Raw genomic sequence first — 15,914 nt, 5'->3', positions numbered from 1 at the left:
AAATCTCCTAGTTACGCAACTGCTGCCCGGTAGGGGGCAACGCTTGGCCGTCCAGTAGGGCGCCGTTCTCGCCGAGGCGCAAACGACCTTCGGCGAACCAGCGCACGGCCAGCGGGTAGATACGGTGTTCCTCGGCGTGCACCCGCTGGGCCAGGGTGTCTGGCGAATCGCCAGACTCTACCGGGATTACCGCTTGTACGACCAGAGGGCCACCATCGAGTTCCTCCGTCACGAAGTGGACGCTGCAGCCATGCTCGGCGTCGCCGGCTTCCAGCGCGCGCTGGTGGGTGTGCAGGCCCTTGTGGCGGGGCAGCAGGGAGGGGTGGATGTTCAGCAGGCGGCCGGTGTAGTGGCGCACGAAGCCTGTGCTGAGGATGCGCATGAAGCCGGCCAGGACCACCAGGTGCGGGGCGAAGCTGTCGATCAGTGCCGCGAGGGCCTGGTCGAAGGCCTCGCGTCCGTCGAATTCGCGGTGGTCCAGTACACGGGTTTCGATGCCGGCCTGGCGCGCACGCTCCAGGCCGTAGGCATCGGCGCGGTTGGAGATCACCGCGCGGATTCGCGCCGGATGCCCGGCGCTGGTGGTGCTGTCGATCAGGGCCTGCAGGTTGCTGCCGGAGCCGGAAATCAGCACCACCACGTCACAGCGGTCGGTCATCAGTGGGCTTTCAGGTTGTTCAGCACGACGCGCTCGCTGCCTTCGGCACCTGCGGCGATCTGGCCGATCACCCAGGGCTTTTCGCCGGCGGCACGCAGGGTTTCCAGGGCCACGTCGACCTGCTCAGGGGCCACGCAGATGACCATGCCGACGCCGCAGTTAAGTACGCGGTGCATCTCGCGCTCATCGACGTTGCCTTTCTCCTGCAGCCAGTCGAATACGGCCGGGCGGGTCCAGCTGGCGACGTCGATGACGGCCTGGGCACCCTCGGGCAGTACGCGCGGGATGTTCTCGGTGAGGCCGCCGCCGGTGATGTGGGCCATGGCCTTCACCGCGCCGGTGTCCTTGATCAGCTTGAGCAGCGGCTTGACGTAGATGCGGGTCGGGGCCATGAGCAGGTCGGCCAGGGGCTTGCCGTCGAGCTGCACGTTCTCGATGTCGGCGCCGCTGACTTCGATGATCTTGCGGATCAGCGAGTAGCCGTTGGAGTGCGGGCCGGAGGAGGGCAGGGCGATCAGGGTGTCGCCGGTGCGAACCTTGGAGCCGTCAATGATCTCGGCCTTTTCCACCACGCCGACGCAGAAGCCGGCCAGGTCGTAGTCCTCGCCTTCGTACATGCCGGGCATCTCGGCAGTCTCGCCACCCACCAGGGAGCAGCCGGCCAGTTCGCAGCCGGCGCCGATGCCGGTGACCACGGTGGCGGCCACGTCGACGTTGAGCTTGCCGGTGGCGTAGTAGTCGAGGAAGAACAGCGGCTCGGCGCCGCAGACCACCAGGTCGTTCACGCACATGGCGACCAGGTCCTGGCCGATGCTGTCGTGCTTGTTCAGGTTCAGCGCCAGGCGCAGCTTGGTGCCGACGCCGTCGGTGCCGGAGACCAGCACGGGCTGCTTGTAGCCGGCCGGGATCTCGCAGAGGGCGCCGAAGCCACCCAGGCCGCCCATCACTTCAGGGCGGGCGGTGCGCTTGGCCACGCCCTTGATGCGTTCGACCAGGGCTTCGCCCGCGTCGATGTCCACACCGGCGTCCTTGTAGCTCAGGGAGGGTTGCTTGCTCATAGATCCAGGCCTTTAGGGGAAATTCGTGGGTCGACCGGCCACAAGGGCCGGTTCGCGAAGGCGCGCGATTTTATCAGGGTTGGCCTGTAGCGGCCATCGGCAGCGGTCGCGCAGGGGAAAAGCCCGCACCGCCGGGCGCCGCCCGTTGCCGGCCAGGATGGGCCTGTTTAAGGTATAGCCCTTCCCGATGCGGCCCCGGCCGCTCCATCCGTTCGTCGAGAGTCCCCCCATGCGCCTGATCGCCCGCCTGTTGTTGGTCTGCTTGCCGCTGCTCAGCCCGCTGGCCCATGCCGAAACGGTCGCCAGCCTCTATCAGGTGCGCGAGCCGGTGCTGTCCCAGCAACCCGAGGAGCGCGACCAGGCGCTGAACCGCGCGCTGGAAACCCTGGTGATCCGCCTGACCGGCGACACCAAGGCGCTGAACAACCCGGCGCTGGCCGAGGTGCGCAAGAACCCGCAGCAACTGATCAGCCAGTTCGGCTACGAGGGGCAGTCGCTACAGGTGGACTTCGACCCGGTGACCACCGATCGCACCTTCCGCCAGGCCGGCATCGGCCTGTGGAGTGCCAACCGCCCGGCGATCCTGACCTGGTGGCTGAACCAGGCGGCCGAGGGCGCCAGCCTGGTGGGCGACGCCCAGACCGCCGCCGCCCCTCTGCGTGATGCCGCCCAGCACCGTGGACTGCCGCTGCGCCTGCCGCTGGCGGACCTCAGTGAGCAACTGGCGGCGACGCCGGAGAACCTGACTGCCGCCGACCCGGCAGCCTTGCGCCCGGCCTCCGAGCGTTATGGTGCCGATGCCCTGCTCGCCGTGCTGGCCAGCGAGGCGGATGGCAAGTGGAAGGCCACCTGGCACCTGTGGATCGGCGACAGCCGCGAGCAGGGCACCCTGGAGGCGGCCGATCCGGCGGCCCTGGCCGATGCCGTGATGCTTGCCGTGAGCCAGCGCCTGGCGCCGCGTTTCGTGGTGGCGCCGGGCGTCGGCCAGGAGCAGGTGCTGGAAGTGAAGGGCGCCGACCTGGACCGCTACGCCGAGCTGTCGCGCGCGCTGGAGCCCTTCGGGGCCCGGCTGTACCAGGTGGAGGGCAATGTCCTGCGCTTCCACGTCAGCGCCAGCGTCGACCAACTGCGTGCCCAGCTGGCCCTCAGTGGGTTGACCGAGTCGCCCGCCGAGCAGGCGCCGGTGGACGCGGCCCAACCGGCTGCACCGGGGGCTGCGCCGCAGGTCGTGCCACGGCAGAATGCGCTGCGCTTCCAGTGGTAAGGATGCCGAACCTGCCACATTCGTCCGGGATGAGGGGCCGTCATGACTGATTCGCGTCGCTGGCTGTGGGTCGGGGGCGTGCTGCTCCTGGGCTGGCTGCTGTACCTGTTGCATCCGATTCTTTCGCCGTTCCTGGTGGGCATGCTGCTGGCCTACATGGGGGACCCGCTGGTGGACCGCCTGGAGGCACGCGGGCTGTCCCGCACCTGGGGCGTGGTGGCGGTGTTCACCCTGTTCAGCCTGGTGCTGCTGGCGCTGCTGCTGATCCTGATCCCGATGCTGGCGCGGCAGGTGGCGCGGCTCTACGAGACGGCGCCGCAGATGCTGGACTGGCTGCAGAACAGCGCGCTGCCCTGGGTCCAGGCCAAGCTGGGGTTGCCCCAGGGCTTCTGGCGCTTCGACAAGCTCAAGGAGGTCGTCAGTGGCCACCTGGGACAGACCACCGACCTGGTGGGTGTGATCCTGGCCAGTGCCACGGCTTCAGGCCTCGCGCTGGTGGGCTGGGTCGGCAACCTGCTGCTGATCCCGGTGGTGGGCTTCTACCTGTTGCGTGACTGGGACCTGATGGTGGCCAAGCTGCGTGGCCTGCTGCCGCGCAGCCGCGAAGGGCTGGTGGTGAAGCTCACCGGCGAATGCCACGAGGTGCTGGGGGCGTTCATCCGTGGGCAACTGCTGGTGATGCTGGCTTTGGGCGGCATCTATGCGGTGGGCCTGATGATCGTCGGCCTCGACCTCGGCCTGCTGATCGGCCTGCTCGCCGGGCTGGCCAGCATCGTGCCGTACATGGGCTTCATCGTCGGCATCGGCATGGCCGTGGTGGTGGCGCTGTTCCAGTTCGGCGGGGTCGATCCCTATGCCTTGCTGGGAATTGCCGTGGTGTTCGGCGTCGGCCAGTTGCTCGAAGGCATGGTGCTGACCCCCATGCTGGTGGGCGACCGGATCGGCCTGCACCCGGTGGCGGTGATCTTCGCGATCCTCGCCGGCGGCCAGCTGTTTGGCTTCACCGGTGTGCTGCTGGCACTGCCCGTGGCGGCCGTGATCATGGTTTTGCTGCGCCATGCGCATGATTTCTATAAACTTTCGGATCTTTACGGAGAGACCGGCAGCGGTTCCGACGAACCCAGCGATACGGCATGAAACCCATCCAGCTTCCCCTTGGCGTGCGCCTGCGTGACGACGCGACCTTCGCCAACTATTACCCCGGCGCCAACGCCGCGGCCCTCGGCTATGTCGAGCGTCTTTGCGAACCCGATGCCGGGTGGACCGAGAGCCTGATCTACCTGTGGGGTGCGGAGGGTGTCGGACGCAGCCATCTGCAGCAGGCGGCCTGCCTGCGCTTCGAGCAGCGTGGCGAGCAGGCGGTGTACCTGCCCCTGGCGGACCTGGTGCAGTACGGCACGGCGATCCTCGACAACCTGGAGCAGTGCGAGCTGGTCTGCCTGGACGACCTGGATGCCGTGGCCGGCCGCGCCGACTGGGAAGAGGCGCTGTTCCACCTGTTCAACCGCCTGCGTGATGCCGGCCGCAAGCTGCTGCTGGCTGCCAACACCGCGCCGCGGGAACTGCCCATCGCCCTGCCGGACCTGAAGTCGCGCCTGACCCTGGCGCTGATCTTCCAGCTCCACGCCCTCTCCGACGAAGACAAGCTGCGTGCCCTGCAACTGCGTGCCTCGCGCCGTGGCCTGCACCTGACCGAGGAAGTCGGCCGCTTCATCATGACCCGCGGCTCGCGCAACATGAGCGTGCTGTTCGACATCCTCGAACGCCTGGACCAGGCCTCTCTCCAGGCGCAGCGCAAGCTGACCATCCCCTTCCTCAAGGAAACCCTGGGCTGGTAACGACGAAGCGCCCCGTAGGGCGCTTCGTGCGATTCACCGTTCCCGACCTCAGCTTTCACCGGCCAGCTTGCGGTTGTGCTGGAACTTCCAGCGCGTGTACAGCAATGCCGCGCAGAACAGCACCACGCTGAGCACCACCATCAGCCAGCCGAACACCATGCGCTTGGGATCGGCAGCGGCCAGTACACCCTGGATGAAATAGAGGTTGATCACGAAGCAGGCCCAGGCGTGGGCGCGGGCGTTGCCGAGGAGCATCCCGGGGGCCAGCAGCACCAGGGGCAGCAACTCGATGCTGAGCACCACCCAGTAGCGGGCGCCGTTCAGGTCCGCGTACACCAGGGTCCATACGGTCAGCAGCAGGATCAGGCCGAGGAAGCTGGCCAGGCTCAGGGCGCGGCTGATGGCCAGGCGCGGGACGAGCCAGTCCAGCTCCGGGAGTTTCTTGGGTTTTCTAGCCACGTCCGTTCTCCAGTCGCAGGGCCGTCTGTGCCAGGCGTTGGCCCAGGGCGCGGCAGAGGGCGCTCTCCTGCTCATCCAGGCCGCGCTTGCCGTCGGCGCCGGCGTAGTGGCTGGCGCCGTAGGGGGTGCCGCCGCCGGTGGTGCTGAGCAGGGCGGGTTCGCTGTAGGGAATGCCGGTGATGAGCATGCCGTGGTGCAGCAGGGGCAGCAGCATGGACAGCAGGGTGCTCTCCTGACCGCCGTGCAGGCTGGCGGTGGAGGTGAACACGGCGGCTGGCTTGCCCACCAGTTCGCCGCTGAGCCAGAGGCTGCTGGTGCCGTCGATGAAGTACTTCAGCGGTGCCGCCATGTTGCCGAAACGGGTCGGGCTACCCAGGGCCAGCCCGGCGCAGCCCTTGAGGTCGTCGAGGGTGGCGTACGGGGCGCCTTCGGCGGGGATGTCCGGCGCGCTGGCTTCGCAGTCGGCGGACACCGCCGGCACGGTGCGCAGGCGCGCTTCCAGCCCGGCGAGTTCGACGCCACGGGCGATCTGGCGGGCCATGCGCTCGGTGGCACCGTGGCGGCTGTAGTAGAGGACGAGGACGTAGGGCGTGCTCAAGGCAGGATCTCCAGCACCTTCTCCGGTGGGCGGCCCACCACGGCCTTGTCACCCACCACCAGGATGGGGCGCTCGATCAGGCGCGGGTGCTGGCTCATGGCGTCGATCAACTGGTCGTCGCTGAGCCCGGTGTCGGCCAGGCCCAGGCTCTGGTATTCCTCCTCGCCGGTGCGCAGCAACTGGCGGGCACCGATGCCCAGGCGCGCCAGCAGGGTCTTCAGCTCGGTCGGGCTGGGCGGGGTTTCGAGGTAGCGCACCACGGTCGGGGTGAGGCCGCGGGCCTCCAGCAGCTCCAGCGCACCACGGGATTTCGAGCAGCGCGGGTTGTGATACAGGGTCATTTCGGTCATGGCGGGGGTCGCAAGGCCTTGAGTGAGGCGGCTATTCTAACCGCGTCCGCGTGCGGGCCTGAACCGTGCATGTGGTTTCGGGCGGCGGACAAGGCACCTCAGTCAACGAAGGAGAAGGAATGCGCCAGCGGATCAGAGACATCGAGGAGTTCTGGCGTTTCCTGCTGCAGCGCTTCATCAGCGACAACGGTTTCAACAGCGCGGCGGCCCTCACCTACACCAGCCTGTTCGCCGTGGTCCCGATCATGACGGTGACCTTCACCATGCTCTCGGTGATCCCGGCCTTCCAGGGCATGGGCGAGCAGATCCAGCGGTTCATCTTCCACAACTTCGTGCCCAGTACCGGTGAGGCCGTGCAGGAGTACCTGCAGGGCTTCACCTTGCAGGCGCGGCACCTGACCTGGGTGGGGGTGGGGCTGCTGGCCATCACGGCCTTCACCATGCTGGTGACCATCGAGAAGGCCTTCAACACCATCTGGCGCGTGCGCCAGCGGCGCCGGGGCATGGCCAGCTTCCTGCTCTACTGGGCGGTGCTGAGCCTGGGGCCGCTGCTGCTGGGCGCGGGCTTTGCGGTGAGCACCTACATCACTTCCCTGGCGCTGCTGTCCAGCCTCAACGAGATCGCCGGCACCCGCGCGCTGCTGGGGTTCACCCCGCTGCTGTTCAACGTGGCGGCCTTTACCCTGCTCTATGCGGCGGTGCCCAACGTCCGCGTGCCCCTGCGGCATGCCGTGGTGGGGGGCGCGTTCACGGCGCTGTTGTTCGAATTGGCGAAGGCCTTGTTCGGCCTGTATGTCAGCCTCTTTCCCGGCTACCAGCTGATCTATGGTGCATTTGCCACGGTTCCGCTGTTCCTGCTGTGGGTCTATGTCTCATGGGTGATCGTGCTCTTTGGTGCGGAGCTGGTGTGCAACCTGGGCCATTCGCGCCACTGGCGCCGCCAGGCCTTGCCACGGCTGCTGGTGGTGCTGGGCATCCTGCGGGTGATGCATGACCGCCAGCAGCGTGGCCTGCCGGTCCGCCACCTGGATGCGCAGCGTGCCGGCTGGCTGCTGCCGGAGGATGAGTGGCTGGAGCTGATGGACTTCCTCGAGGCCCAGCACCTGGCCTGCCCGGTGGCGGTGGGTTCCTGGGTACTGTGCCGCGACCTTTCCAGCTACAGCCTGCACCAACTGCTCAACCACTGCCCCTGGCCGTTGCCGAAACCGGCGCAGTTGCCGGGTCACTTGGACGAGCCCTGGTATCCGGCGCTGAAGGTGGCGTTGGAGCGGCTGCAGGAGGATCAGCAAGCATTGTTCGACAAAAGCCTGGCCAGTTGGCTGCGGCCGGTCGAGGAGTGACAAAAAAGGTCAGCTGGTTGCGGGTGTCTGATTCGTGGCGCTTGGTATCTGGCGTGTAACGGTGGGGCGTGCCTGCATCCGGTATGACTGGCACGTTTCTGGCAGATACCTGTACAACATGCCATCACCCTGCCAGCAGGCGGGCCGCAAGGACTGAAGTACTTCTATGAGCAAGGGCAGATCGAAGGTCGTCCACCTACATGAGCGTGATCCGGAAGAGGCCCTCGAACGCCTGAACCGCATCACCGGGCTGCGTTTCACCCGCTGGCCGGAGTCGCTGGTGCCGCCCAGGACCGCGGATGACGCGCTGCCGGTGAGACGGGACGAGTCGACGCCGCCCACCAGTGATGCTGCGCGCGCCTGACGCGGTTGCCGCATAAATGAAAAACCCCGCCAAGGCGGGGTTTTTCATGTCCGGTTGCTGTCAGGCCATGGCCTGGCGGCTGTCGCTGACGGCCTGTTCGACGGCCTGCACGAACAGTTCTTCGACCTGCAGGCTCTGGCAGGGCACGGCGGATTTCAGGCGCACCTGCATGTCCTCGATGCGTTGCCGGGCGGGCAGGCGGGCAATGCCGGAGAGAAGGATCTTGCCGTGCGCGTTGACCTTGCCGTGGTCGACCATGACCTCGCGGCGGGTTTCGCCATCGCGGTAGCTCACCAGCAGCGACACCGGCAGGCTGGCTAGCCCAGGCAGTTGCAGCCATGCGGCGACGTTGAATTCGGCCACGCGACCCTCGTAGGGGGTCACTACGAAATGCGCGCCTTCGACGATTCGGGAGGGAACGGGGCCGATCAGTTTGTCGAGGTTCTGAGACATCGTGGGGATTCCTGTCTTCGGGCAGGGCGGCGGACGGTAGGCCGCTGATTATAGGAATCGACGGGCGGGGAAACTGTGCGCTTGAGCGGCGCGCGGCGTGACTCGGCTCGCAGTTTGGCCGATCAGGCAAGTTTCAGCGGGTGGCGGGCCACCAGGGGCGTCGCCAGATTCGCGGCAGGCAGCGGCAGCATGGCCTGGCTGTTGACGCTGGCGAGCTGGAGCCAAAGCTGTTCGCCTTCGACGAACTGGTCCTGGGGCAGCCACAGGCCGTGGTGCCAGCCGTTGCCGGGGGCCGGGGTGCTCTGCAGGACGCCGGGGTGGGTCTGGGCGTTGGGAGCGCGTCTCAGCCAGACGGGGCGGGGCAGTCCCTTGAGGTAGCGCAGTCCGATGTGCAGGCCCTCGCGGTTGCCGTGGCGCCAGCGCACCAGGGCCAGGGTGGGGGTGCCGCTGTTGAGCAGCAACACCAGTTGGCCGACCGCCAGTTGCGGTGCCTGGTGGGGCAGGCAGAGCAGGCGCGCGCCGCCGGCGCTGGCGTCCTGCATGCGCGCTTCGATGGCCCCGGGGCGCTGGGCCAGCAGGTGGGCATGGATGGCGGGCAGGCCGGCCACCAAGGTGCAGGCGGTTTCGTTCTCGGTTCGGACATGACGTCGCTGCTGGCGACCCAGCCAGTTGGCGCTGACGCGCTCCAGCAGGTCGTGCTCGACCGGGCTTTGCAGGGGCGCGGGTTCGTACAGGGCCACCAGCAGGGGGCCCAGTTCGAGCCTGCGCAACTGGGTGGACGGGGCGCGGGCGGGCTGGTCCAGTGGCAGGTAGGGTTGCGGTAGGCCGAGGTCGACGACGGGGCCTTCGGATTCGTCCTCGCCGTCCCAAGGCAGCAACCGGGCGAGGCCGGCCAGGGGTGCGAGTGCGCCGAACAGCAGCGGGCACTCGCCTTCGGTGAGGTGGAACGGGTTGCTCAGGGCCAGCAGCAGGACCTGCTGGTAGAGGCCGCGCAGGGTATCGGCCGGGGTTGGGCGGAAGGCGGCGGCGACCGGTTCGTCCAGGCAGCCCTGGTGCTCGCCGATCCAGTACAGCAGGTGGCTGTCACGCCAGAGGGCGCCGGGCGGCTCCTGGTACTGCTGGTAGTGGCGCATCAGCGTCTGCGCGGTGAAGTGCTGGGCCATGTAGAGGCACCAGGCGAGGTGCGGAAGCGAGGGCTGGCGACCCTGGAGGATCTGCAGCAGCAGGCGCTTGAAGCCGGCGGCCAGTTCGGCGCAATAGCGCAGGAACAGTGGCGGTGGGGGGCGGGACTCGATGAAGTCGGCGGCGTAGTGGCGGTATTCCTCGCTGAAGCTTTGCAGCGCCCGCTGCCTTTCGAGTAAGGTCACCGCACTTCGATTGAGGCGGAACAGCTGTCCCAGGGCCTGTTGCAGGCCGGTCTCCAGGGGCAGCAGCCGGGCGCTGGCCAGCGCGGGGTTGAGCCCCATGAGGCAGCTGCCATCCTCGTCGACGATGTCCGGTACCTCGAGGCGCAGGGCATCCAATGTCATATCAACCCCGCAGGTACGAGGATCGACGAGATGGGATCACGACTCCAGGCTGTTTTCGGGGCGCTCATCGTTTCGGGGGCCGCTCTGTTGCTGGGAGGCTGTTCTGAGGATCTGGGCCTCGATCAGCATGGGCAGAAGGTAACGAGTGAGCGCTTCGAAAACCAGTGGCTGGTCATCAATTACTGGGCTGAGTGGTGCGCGCCGTGCCGCACGGAAATCCCCGAGCTGAACGCTCTGGCTGAACAGCTGAAGGGGCAGGGGGTGCAGGTCATGGGGGTGAACTTCGATGGCTTGCAGGGCGCCGAACTGGAAAGGGCGAGCCGCCAGATGGGCATCGGCTTCACCGTGCTGGCCCAGGACCCTTCCGAGCGCTTCAAGCTGCCGCGCAGCGAGGCGTTGCCGGTGACCTACATCCTCGATGCCCGTGGCCAGGTGCGCGAGCGCCTGCTGGGCGAGCAGACCGCGAAGGGCTTGAGCGAGCGGCTTGCAGGCCTGCGGCAGGAGAAACCGTGATGGCGAGAATCTGCATGCATGGCTATGTCAGCGGCAAGGTGCAAGGCGTCTATTACCGCCAATCCACTCAGGAAGAGGCCGACCGGCTGGAGCTGGATGGCTGGGTGCGCAACCTTGAGGATGGGCGCGTAGAGGTGCTGTTCGAGGGGGAAGAGGCCGCCGTTCGTGAGTTGGCAGCCTGGCTGGAGCAGGGCCCCGAGGAGGCACGGGTCAGCGCCGTGGAGCTGGAGGTTCACCCGCTGCAGGGGATCGCGGGGTTCGTGGTCCGTCGCTGAATCGGCATGGCCGTTACGTTGTGACGGCCTACTCGCCTTCACCTGGGTCGGCCACCAGGCGGCCGGCATCCTTCATCAGTGCCTTGAGGAATTCCTGCTGGAGTTCCGGATCATTGCGCGTCAGTTCGATCAGGCTCTGTTCCAGTTCGCTGGCTTCTTCTTCCAGGCCCAGCTCGGAGAGGCGCTTGACGCGGTGGACCCACTGGGACACCTCGTCGTCTTCCAGGTCTTCGTAGATCAGCGCGTGAGCTTCCTTGAGCTTGCCGCGCAGGTCCCGGCTGACCATCAGAGTGGTTTCGGCGCGGGCGCCGTCCTGCGGGTCTTCGACGCTCAATAGCAGCTTGCCGACGCGGCTGATGTCCTGGTCGGCGAAGGGGCCATCGAGCAGGTTGAGGCGCAGCACGCCATGGCGGTCGGTGAGCAGCTCGCTGGTCTGCTTGCCGGCGGTGACCATCACCGGGCGTTCCGACCAGGGCAGGCTGGAATACTCGACGCGCTTGTCGCGCTGTTCTTCGTCGATGCTGGCCAGGTTCTGTTCCGAGCGACCGTTGGACTCGACGTTCATGAACGGGTTGAGCCCGGCAAAACCGTAGCTGATCCAGTCCTTGGTGGCGGTGTCGGGCAGGCTGCCCAGCAGGGCGACGTTGAGGACGTTGGCGCCTACACCAGCCACCACTGCGACGGCCCCGAGCGGAATCTCGTAGATCTCGCGCCAGGGCTGGTAGGGCGTGTAGCGGTCATAGCGGCGGGTAACCTCGAACTCAGTGACTTCGAAGGTCTTCTGGTCATAGACCCGTACGCGGCGTTGCGGCAGTTCGAGGACACGGGGTTCGCCAGCGTCGACCTGCAGGGCGTGGTTGAGCAGCTTGCGCTCGACACGCTCCTCATGTTCGCTGCGTTGGGGCAGGTGGTTGGCGCAGCCGCCGAGGAACAGGGAGCTGCACAAGGCAGCTCCCAGGAGGCGGGTGGTACGACGCTTGGACATGTCTTCTCGATCAGCGGTTGAGGCGGGCCTTGATGAAGGACAGCACGTCGTCGACGGCAACGGGCTGGCTTTCGGTCTCGCGACGGTTCTTGTATTCCAGGTTGCCATCCGCCAGGCCGCGTTCGCTGACGACGACGCGGTGAGGGATGCCGATCAGCTCCATGTCGGCGAACTTCACGCCGGGGCTGGTCTTCTTGTCGCGGTCGTCCAGCAGCACTTCGATGCCGGCGGCGGTGAGGTCCGCATACAGCTTGTCGGTGGCTTCCTTGACGGCGGGGGTCTCGTACTTGAGCGGAACCAGGGCTACCTGGAAGGGCGCCAGGGCGTCCGGCCAGAGGATGCCGCGGTCATCGTTGTTCTGCTCGATGGCGGCGGCCACCACGCGGGAAACGCCGATGCCGTAGCAGCCCATGATCAGGGTGACCGGCTTGCCGCTCTCGCCCAGTACGCTGAGGTTCATGGCCTCGCTGTACTTGGTGCCGAGCTGGAAGATGTGGCCGACTTCGATGCCGCGCTTGATCACCAGGGTGCCCTTGCCGTCGGGGCTCGGGTCGCCGGCGACGACGTTACGCAGGTCGGCGACTTCGGGCAGCGGCAGGTCGCGCTCCCAGTTGACGCCGAAGTAGTGCTTGTCGTCGATGTTGGCGCCGATGGCGAAGTCGCTCATCAGGGCCACGGAGCGGTCGACGATGCAGGGCATGGGCAGGTTCAGCGGGCCGAGGGAGCCGGCACCGGCGCCGATGGCGGCACGCAGTTCTTCTTCGCTGGCGAAGACCAGCGGGCTGGCGACCAGGGGCTGGTTGGCAGCCTTGATCTCGTTCAGTTCGTGGTCGCCACGGACGATCAGGGCCACCAGGGTGCCTTCCTCGGCGCCGTGGACTACCAGGGTCTTGATGGTCTTCTCGATCGGCAGGCCGAACTTTTCAACCAGGGCGGCGATGGTCTTGGTGTCGGGGGTGTCGACCAGGCGCAGCTCCTCATGGGGGGCTTGGCGCTCCTTCTCGCGCGGTACGGCTTCGGCCTTCTCGATGTTGGCGGCGTAGTCGGAGCTGTCGCTGAAGACGATGTCGTCTTCACCAGACTCGGCCAGCACATGGAATTCGTGGGAGCCGCTGCCGCCGATGGAGCCGTTGTCGGCCTGCACGGGGCGGAAGTCGAGGCCCAGGCGGGTGAAGACCTTGCAGTAGGCGCCGTACATGACGTCGTAGGTTTCCTGCAGGGAAGCCTGGGAGTCGTGGAAGGAGTAGGCGTCCTTCATGATGAATTCGCGGCCACGCATCAGACCGAAGCGCGGACGGATCTCGTCACGGAACTTGGTCTGGATCTGATACATGTTGATGGGCAGCTGCTTGTAGCTGTTCAGCTCGTTGCGGGCGAGGTCGGTGATGACTTCTTCGTGGGTCGGGCCGACGCAGAATTCGCGACCATGGCGGTCCTTCAGGCGCAGCAGCTCGGGGCCGTACTGCTCCCAGCGACCGGACTCCTGCCACAGCTCGCCGGGCTGGATGGCGGGCATCAGCACTTCCAGCGCGCCAGCGGCATTCATTTCTTCGCGGACGATGGTCTCCGCCTTGCGGAGTACCCGCAGGCCCATCGGCAACCAGGTGTAGAGGCCCGACGCCAGCTTGCGGATCATGCCGGCACGCAGCAGCAGCTGGTGGCTGATCACCACGGCATCGGCGGGAGTTTCCTTGAGGGTGGAAAGCAGGTACTGACTGGTACGCATGTTTGGCCGTTTCGTCGGTTGCGATGGGTTTGAGTGGCTGGGCATTGTACGGCGCTCATCGGGGCGCGTACAGGTTGCGGGCCCAACCGCGAGAGGAGGGTGGTGATGTCTTCATTGAATGCTCAGCAGGTGCAGGCGCTGATCCGGGAAGGGGTGCCGATGGCGGCGGATATCGACTTGCACATCGACCTCCTCGACACCCACCGTGCCCTGGCACGGGTGCCCTTCCAGCCTCGCCTGGTCCGCCCGGGCGGCACCCTGTCCGGCCCGACCATCATGGCGCTGGCCGATGCGGCGATGTACGCGGTGGTGCTGGGCAGTCTGGGGAGGGTGGAGATGGCGGTCACCAGCAACCTCAACATCAACTTCCTGGCGAAACCCAGGCCGGTTGACCTGCTGGCCGATGCTCGCATCCTGCGTTTGAGCAGGCGTCAGGCTGTGTGCGAGGTTGCGCTGTATTCGGTGGGGGCGGAGGAGGAGATGGTGGCCCATGTAACGGGCACCTATGCGCTGCCGATATGAATGACGGGACAGCGGAAAAGAAAAAGCCCGGCTAGGCCGGGCTTTTTCGTGTCGCTTACCGAAGAGACCTGTATTACAGGATGCTCAGCGGGTACTCGACGATCAGGCGAACATCTTCGAGGTCATTCGACGCACCGAAGGAGCTGTCGCTGCGAACGGTTGCTTGACGAACGCGGAAGGAAAGGTCTTTGGCTGCGCCATCTTGCACGACGTATTTGGCTTCGAAGTTGCGCTCCCAGCGGCCAGCGTCGCTATCGGTGATGCTGCGGTCCTTGGCGCGAATAGTGGCGTTGTCGCTGGTTACATAGCGTGCCATGAAGGTAAGGCCAGGCACACCAAAGGATGCCATGTCGATATCGTAGCGAGCTTGCCAAGACGTCTCGTCTTCAGCGTTGAAGTCTTTCACTTGAATGGAGTTAGCCAGGTAAATGGTGCCGCCGCCATCTGCACCATAATCGTAGCCGGCATCACCATTGCTGCGCTGGTGTGCAACGGTGAACTTGTGGGCGCCCATGGTGTAAGAGGCTGCCAAGCTCCAGATGGTGTTATCAAGGCTGGAGCCGTAGGCTTTCTTGTCGTAGTCGGTCTTGTAGATATTGAAATCGAACCCGAGAGACTGCTCGTCGGCCAGCGGAACAGTCAGGTTCACGTTGGCGTACTTCTTCTTGAATGTATCTTCCAGGTCAGAAGCAAACAGCGAGGTGCTCAGTTGCTCAGTGATGGCATAAGTGCCGCCGTAAACATTGATCGACTTCATGCGACCGCTGTCCCGATCGGTCTGCCATTGCTGATTAAGAGCAGTGAAGCGACCGGCGTTCAGGGTCAGGCCTTCGATTTCTTGGACGGTCAACAGAGTGCCGGTAGTGGCTTCAGGCAGCAGTCGGCTGTCATCGGTTGCGAAGACTGGAAGGGCTACGAACTGGTTACCGTATTTCAGTACGGAGTTGGACACTCGTACTTTTACTGCAGCGCCTGCTTCAGAGAATTCGTCTTGGGAGCGGCCATCGCTGTCCATGGGCATCTCAAGAATGCCGGCGCGACCTTTGCCGCTATCCAGCTTAATGCCGAGCAAGCCGTATGCATCAACGCCTACACCCACGGTGCCTTGGGTGAAGCCTGACTCAAAGGTGCCAATGAAGCCTTGGCCCCACTCAGAGGTGTAACCTGCGGGGTTGCCGCCAACTGCGCGGTATTCGGTCGCATCACCACCGCGATGGTAATCACGGTTGATGTACAGGTTGCGAGCCAGGACTTTCAGGCTGCTATCTTCGACGAAGCCCTTGGACTCGTCCTGGGCGCTGGCGAACGCCAACTGGGTGGTACCGGCGGTCACGGCCAGGGCCAGTGCGCTCCACTTCATCACTTGCATTGTGATTGCTCCTTTGGTTTTGAAGATTCTCGCCGCTTTCTTATTTATTGAAGGCGGTTCTTTCTTTTTGTGTCGGCGCTAACTTATAGCACGACGTCTCAAGATGGCGATAGCTGGGCTCCGCTCCTTACGAAAACTTCACGGCCATGTCGCAATTCGGGTGGGCGCGTGTCGCATATTCGTAGTTCTTGCTTCAATCCCTTGGTTCTTGTTTTTCTGCGGTCGTTACAGGCACTTAGTGCAACTAGGCCTGGCGCGACGTTCGCGTCCGGAACAGGCGTACCGAGATGACCCGGTCGACCATGGCGTTGCATAAAGCAACATCCGTGCACAAACCAGACGGCCTGCTCTTGCTGCTGTGAGTTTTCCGCCGGGCGTGCAGGTGTTGGGCAGAAATGATAGCTGGGTATTGGTCATTCGTTCTCGATGCGACCGAAACGGCTGCTTGAGGTGTTACGAGGTAACGCCTCACGGTGGTGCGCGTGGTCGATTCTGGTGCATGGCGGTAACCCTGCCGGGTTTGGCTGTCCCGATCGGTGACGGTTGGGTATTCTTCGCAGCCATTTCTTGCCCCGTTTGATGGGCGTTTTGCATGACTGAGGTGAAGATCGCC

The 15,914-nt window shown here is 65.4% G+C and carries 18 protein-coding genes; 8 read left to right on the top strand and 10 right to left on the bottom strand.

Annotated features, from left to right (window positions below; genetic code table 11):
• Window positions 1-7: 7 nt before the first annotated feature.
• Complete coding sequence (gene purN / locus PotMrB4_RS21465; RefSeq protein ID WP_172434430.1) at window positions 8-658, bottom strand: phosphoribosylglycinamide formyltransferase; 651 nt, start codon at window positions 656-658, stop codon at window positions 8-10.
• Complete coding sequence (purM, locus tag PotMrB4_RS21460) at window positions 658-1,716, bottom strand: phosphoribosylformylglycinamidine cyclo-ligase (RefSeq protein WP_172434429.1); 1,059 nt, start codon at window positions 1,714-1,716, stop codon at window positions 658-660. Before purM ends, purN begins: the two co-directional genes overlap by 1 nt.
• Before the next feature lie 229 nt (window positions 1,717-1,945).
• On the opposite strand from purM, the gene PotMrB4_RS21455 reads away from it, so the two are divergent.
• Genes PotMrB4_RS21455 through hda form a run of 3 tightly spaced genes read left to right on the top strand, consistent with a single transcriptional unit; the run spans window position 1,946 to window position 4,818 of the window.
• Window positions 1,946-2,980: a DUF2066 domain-containing protein gene (locus PotMrB4_RS21455; protein WP_044414173.1), complete on the top strand. Its 1,035-nt coding sequence runs from the start codon at window positions 1,946-1,948 to the stop codon at window positions 2,978-2,980.
• Between the two features lie 42 nt (window positions 2,981-3,022).
• Window positions 3,023-4,117 (top strand): AI-2E family transporter, encoded by a 1,095-nt coding sequence (locus tag PotMrB4_RS21450; RefSeq protein WP_172434428.1) that lies wholly within the window; start codon window positions 3,023-3,025, stop codon window positions 4,115-4,117.
• A complete protein-coding gene (hda, locus tag PotMrB4_RS21445) occupies window positions 4,114-4,818 on the top strand; it encodes a DnaA regulatory inactivator Hda (protein ID WP_044414169.1) in 705 nt (234 codons plus the stop codon). Before PotMrB4_RS21450 ends, hda begins: the two co-directional genes overlap by 4 nt.
• Window positions 4,819-4,866: 48 nt before the next feature.
• On the opposite strand, the gene PotMrB4_RS21440 is transcribed toward hda, so the two are convergent.
• From PotMrB4_RS21440 to arsC, 3 genes are read right to left on the bottom strand one after another with little or no spacing between them, the layout of a single operon-like run.
• Window positions 4,867-5,277 carry a DUF2069 domain-containing protein gene (locus PotMrB4_RS21440; protein ID WP_172434427.1) on the bottom strand — a complete coding sequence of 137 codons (411 nt, stop codon included), beginning with the start codon at window positions 5,275-5,277 and terminating at the stop codon, window positions 4,867-4,869.
• A complete protein-coding gene (gene wrbA, locus PotMrB4_RS21435; RefSeq protein ID WP_044414163.1) occupies window positions 5,270-5,875 on the bottom strand; it encodes an NAD(P)H:quinone oxidoreductase in 606 nt (201 codons plus the stop codon). Before wrbA ends, PotMrB4_RS21440 begins: the two co-directional genes overlap by 8 nt.
• Window positions 5,872-6,225, bottom strand: coding sequence for an arsenate reductase (glutaredoxin) (arsC, locus tag PotMrB4_RS21430; protein ID WP_172434426.1), 354 nt, complete (start codon window positions 6,223-6,225; stop codon window positions 5,872-5,874). Before arsC ends, wrbA begins: the two co-directional genes overlap by 4 nt.
• Before the next feature lie 119 nt (window positions 6,226-6,344).
• Between arsC and PotMrB4_RS21425 the strand changes: the two genes are divergently transcribed.
• Complete coding sequence (locus PotMrB4_RS21425) at window positions 6,345-7,565, top strand: YihY family inner membrane protein (RefSeq protein WP_074971898.1); 1,221 nt, start codon at window positions 6,345-6,347, stop codon at window positions 7,563-7,565.
• A 166-nt stretch (window positions 7,566-7,731) separates the two neighbouring features.
• Window positions 7,732-7,929, top strand: a complete 198-nt coding sequence (locus tag PotMrB4_RS21420) for a hypothetical protein (RefSeq protein WP_172434425.1) — start codon at window positions 7,732-7,734, stop codon at window positions 7,927-7,929.
• Window positions 7,930-7,989: 60 nt separating this feature from the next.
• Here the strand turns inward: PotMrB4_RS21420 and PotMrB4_RS21415 are convergent, their stop codons facing one another.
• On the bottom strand, window positions 7,990-8,382 hold the full coding sequence (locus PotMrB4_RS21415; RefSeq protein ID WP_044414152.1) for a hypothetical protein: 393 nt from the start codon (window positions 8,380-8,382) through the stop codon (window positions 7,990-7,992).
• 122 nt (window positions 8,383-8,504) lie between these two features.
• Window positions 8,505-9,911 carry a PilZ domain-containing protein gene (locus PotMrB4_RS21410; protein ID WP_172434424.1) on the bottom strand — a complete coding sequence of 469 codons (1,407 nt, stop codon included), beginning with the start codon at window positions 9,909-9,911 and terminating at the stop codon, window positions 8,505-8,507.
• A gap of 30 nt (window positions 9,912-9,941) precedes the next feature.
• Between PotMrB4_RS21410 and PotMrB4_RS21405 the strand changes: the two genes are divergently transcribed.
• Window positions 9,942-10,424, top strand: a complete 483-nt coding sequence (locus PotMrB4_RS21405; protein ID WP_172434423.1) for a TlpA disulfide reductase family protein — start codon at window positions 9,942-9,944, stop codon at window positions 10,422-10,424.
• Window positions 10,424-10,699 (top strand): acylphosphatase, encoded by a 276-nt coding sequence (locus PotMrB4_RS21400; protein ID WP_074971895.1) that lies wholly within the window; start codon window positions 10,424-10,426, stop codon window positions 10,697-10,699. Before PotMrB4_RS21405 ends, PotMrB4_RS21400 begins: the two co-directional genes overlap by 1 nt.
• Before the next feature lie 28 nt (window positions 10,700-10,727).
• Here PotMrB4_RS21400 and PotMrB4_RS21395 read toward each other — a convergent pair whose 3' ends face one another.
• Window positions 10,728-11,684 (bottom strand): hypothetical protein, encoded by a 957-nt coding sequence (locus PotMrB4_RS21395; RefSeq protein WP_044414140.1) that lies wholly within the window; start codon window positions 11,682-11,684, stop codon window positions 10,728-10,730.
• A 10-nt stretch (window positions 11,685-11,694) separates the two neighbouring features.
• Window positions 11,695-13,410 (bottom strand): proline--tRNA ligase, encoded by a 1,716-nt coding sequence (locus PotMrB4_RS21390; RefSeq protein ID WP_172434422.1) that lies wholly within the window; start codon window positions 13,408-13,410, stop codon window positions 11,695-11,697.
• A gap of 114 nt (window positions 13,411-13,524) precedes the next feature.
• Between PotMrB4_RS21390 and PotMrB4_RS21385 the strand changes: the two genes are divergently transcribed.
• Entirely contained in the window at window positions 13,525-13,932 is a 408-nt protein-coding gene (locus PotMrB4_RS21385) for a PaaI family thioesterase (RefSeq protein ID WP_232060873.1), read from the top strand.
• Window positions 13,933-14,005: 73 nt separating this feature from the next.
• Here the strand turns inward: PotMrB4_RS21385 and PotMrB4_RS21380 are convergent, their stop codons facing one another.
• On the bottom strand, window positions 14,006-15,301 hold the full coding sequence (locus PotMrB4_RS21380; RefSeq protein WP_165674200.1) for an OprD family porin: 1,296 nt from the start codon (window positions 15,299-15,301) through the stop codon (window positions 14,006-14,008).
• Window positions 15,302-15,914: the final 613 nt, after the last annotated feature.

The sequence above is a fragment of the Metapseudomonas otitidis genome (assembly GCF_011397855.1).
In the GTDB taxonomy this organism is placed as follows: domain Bacteria; phylum Pseudomonadota; class Gammaproteobacteria; order Pseudomonadales; family Pseudomonadaceae; genus Metapseudomonas; species Metapseudomonas otitidis.
Note: the sequence above shows the minus strand (reverse complement) of the source record. Positions and strands in the feature narration are given on the sequence as shown.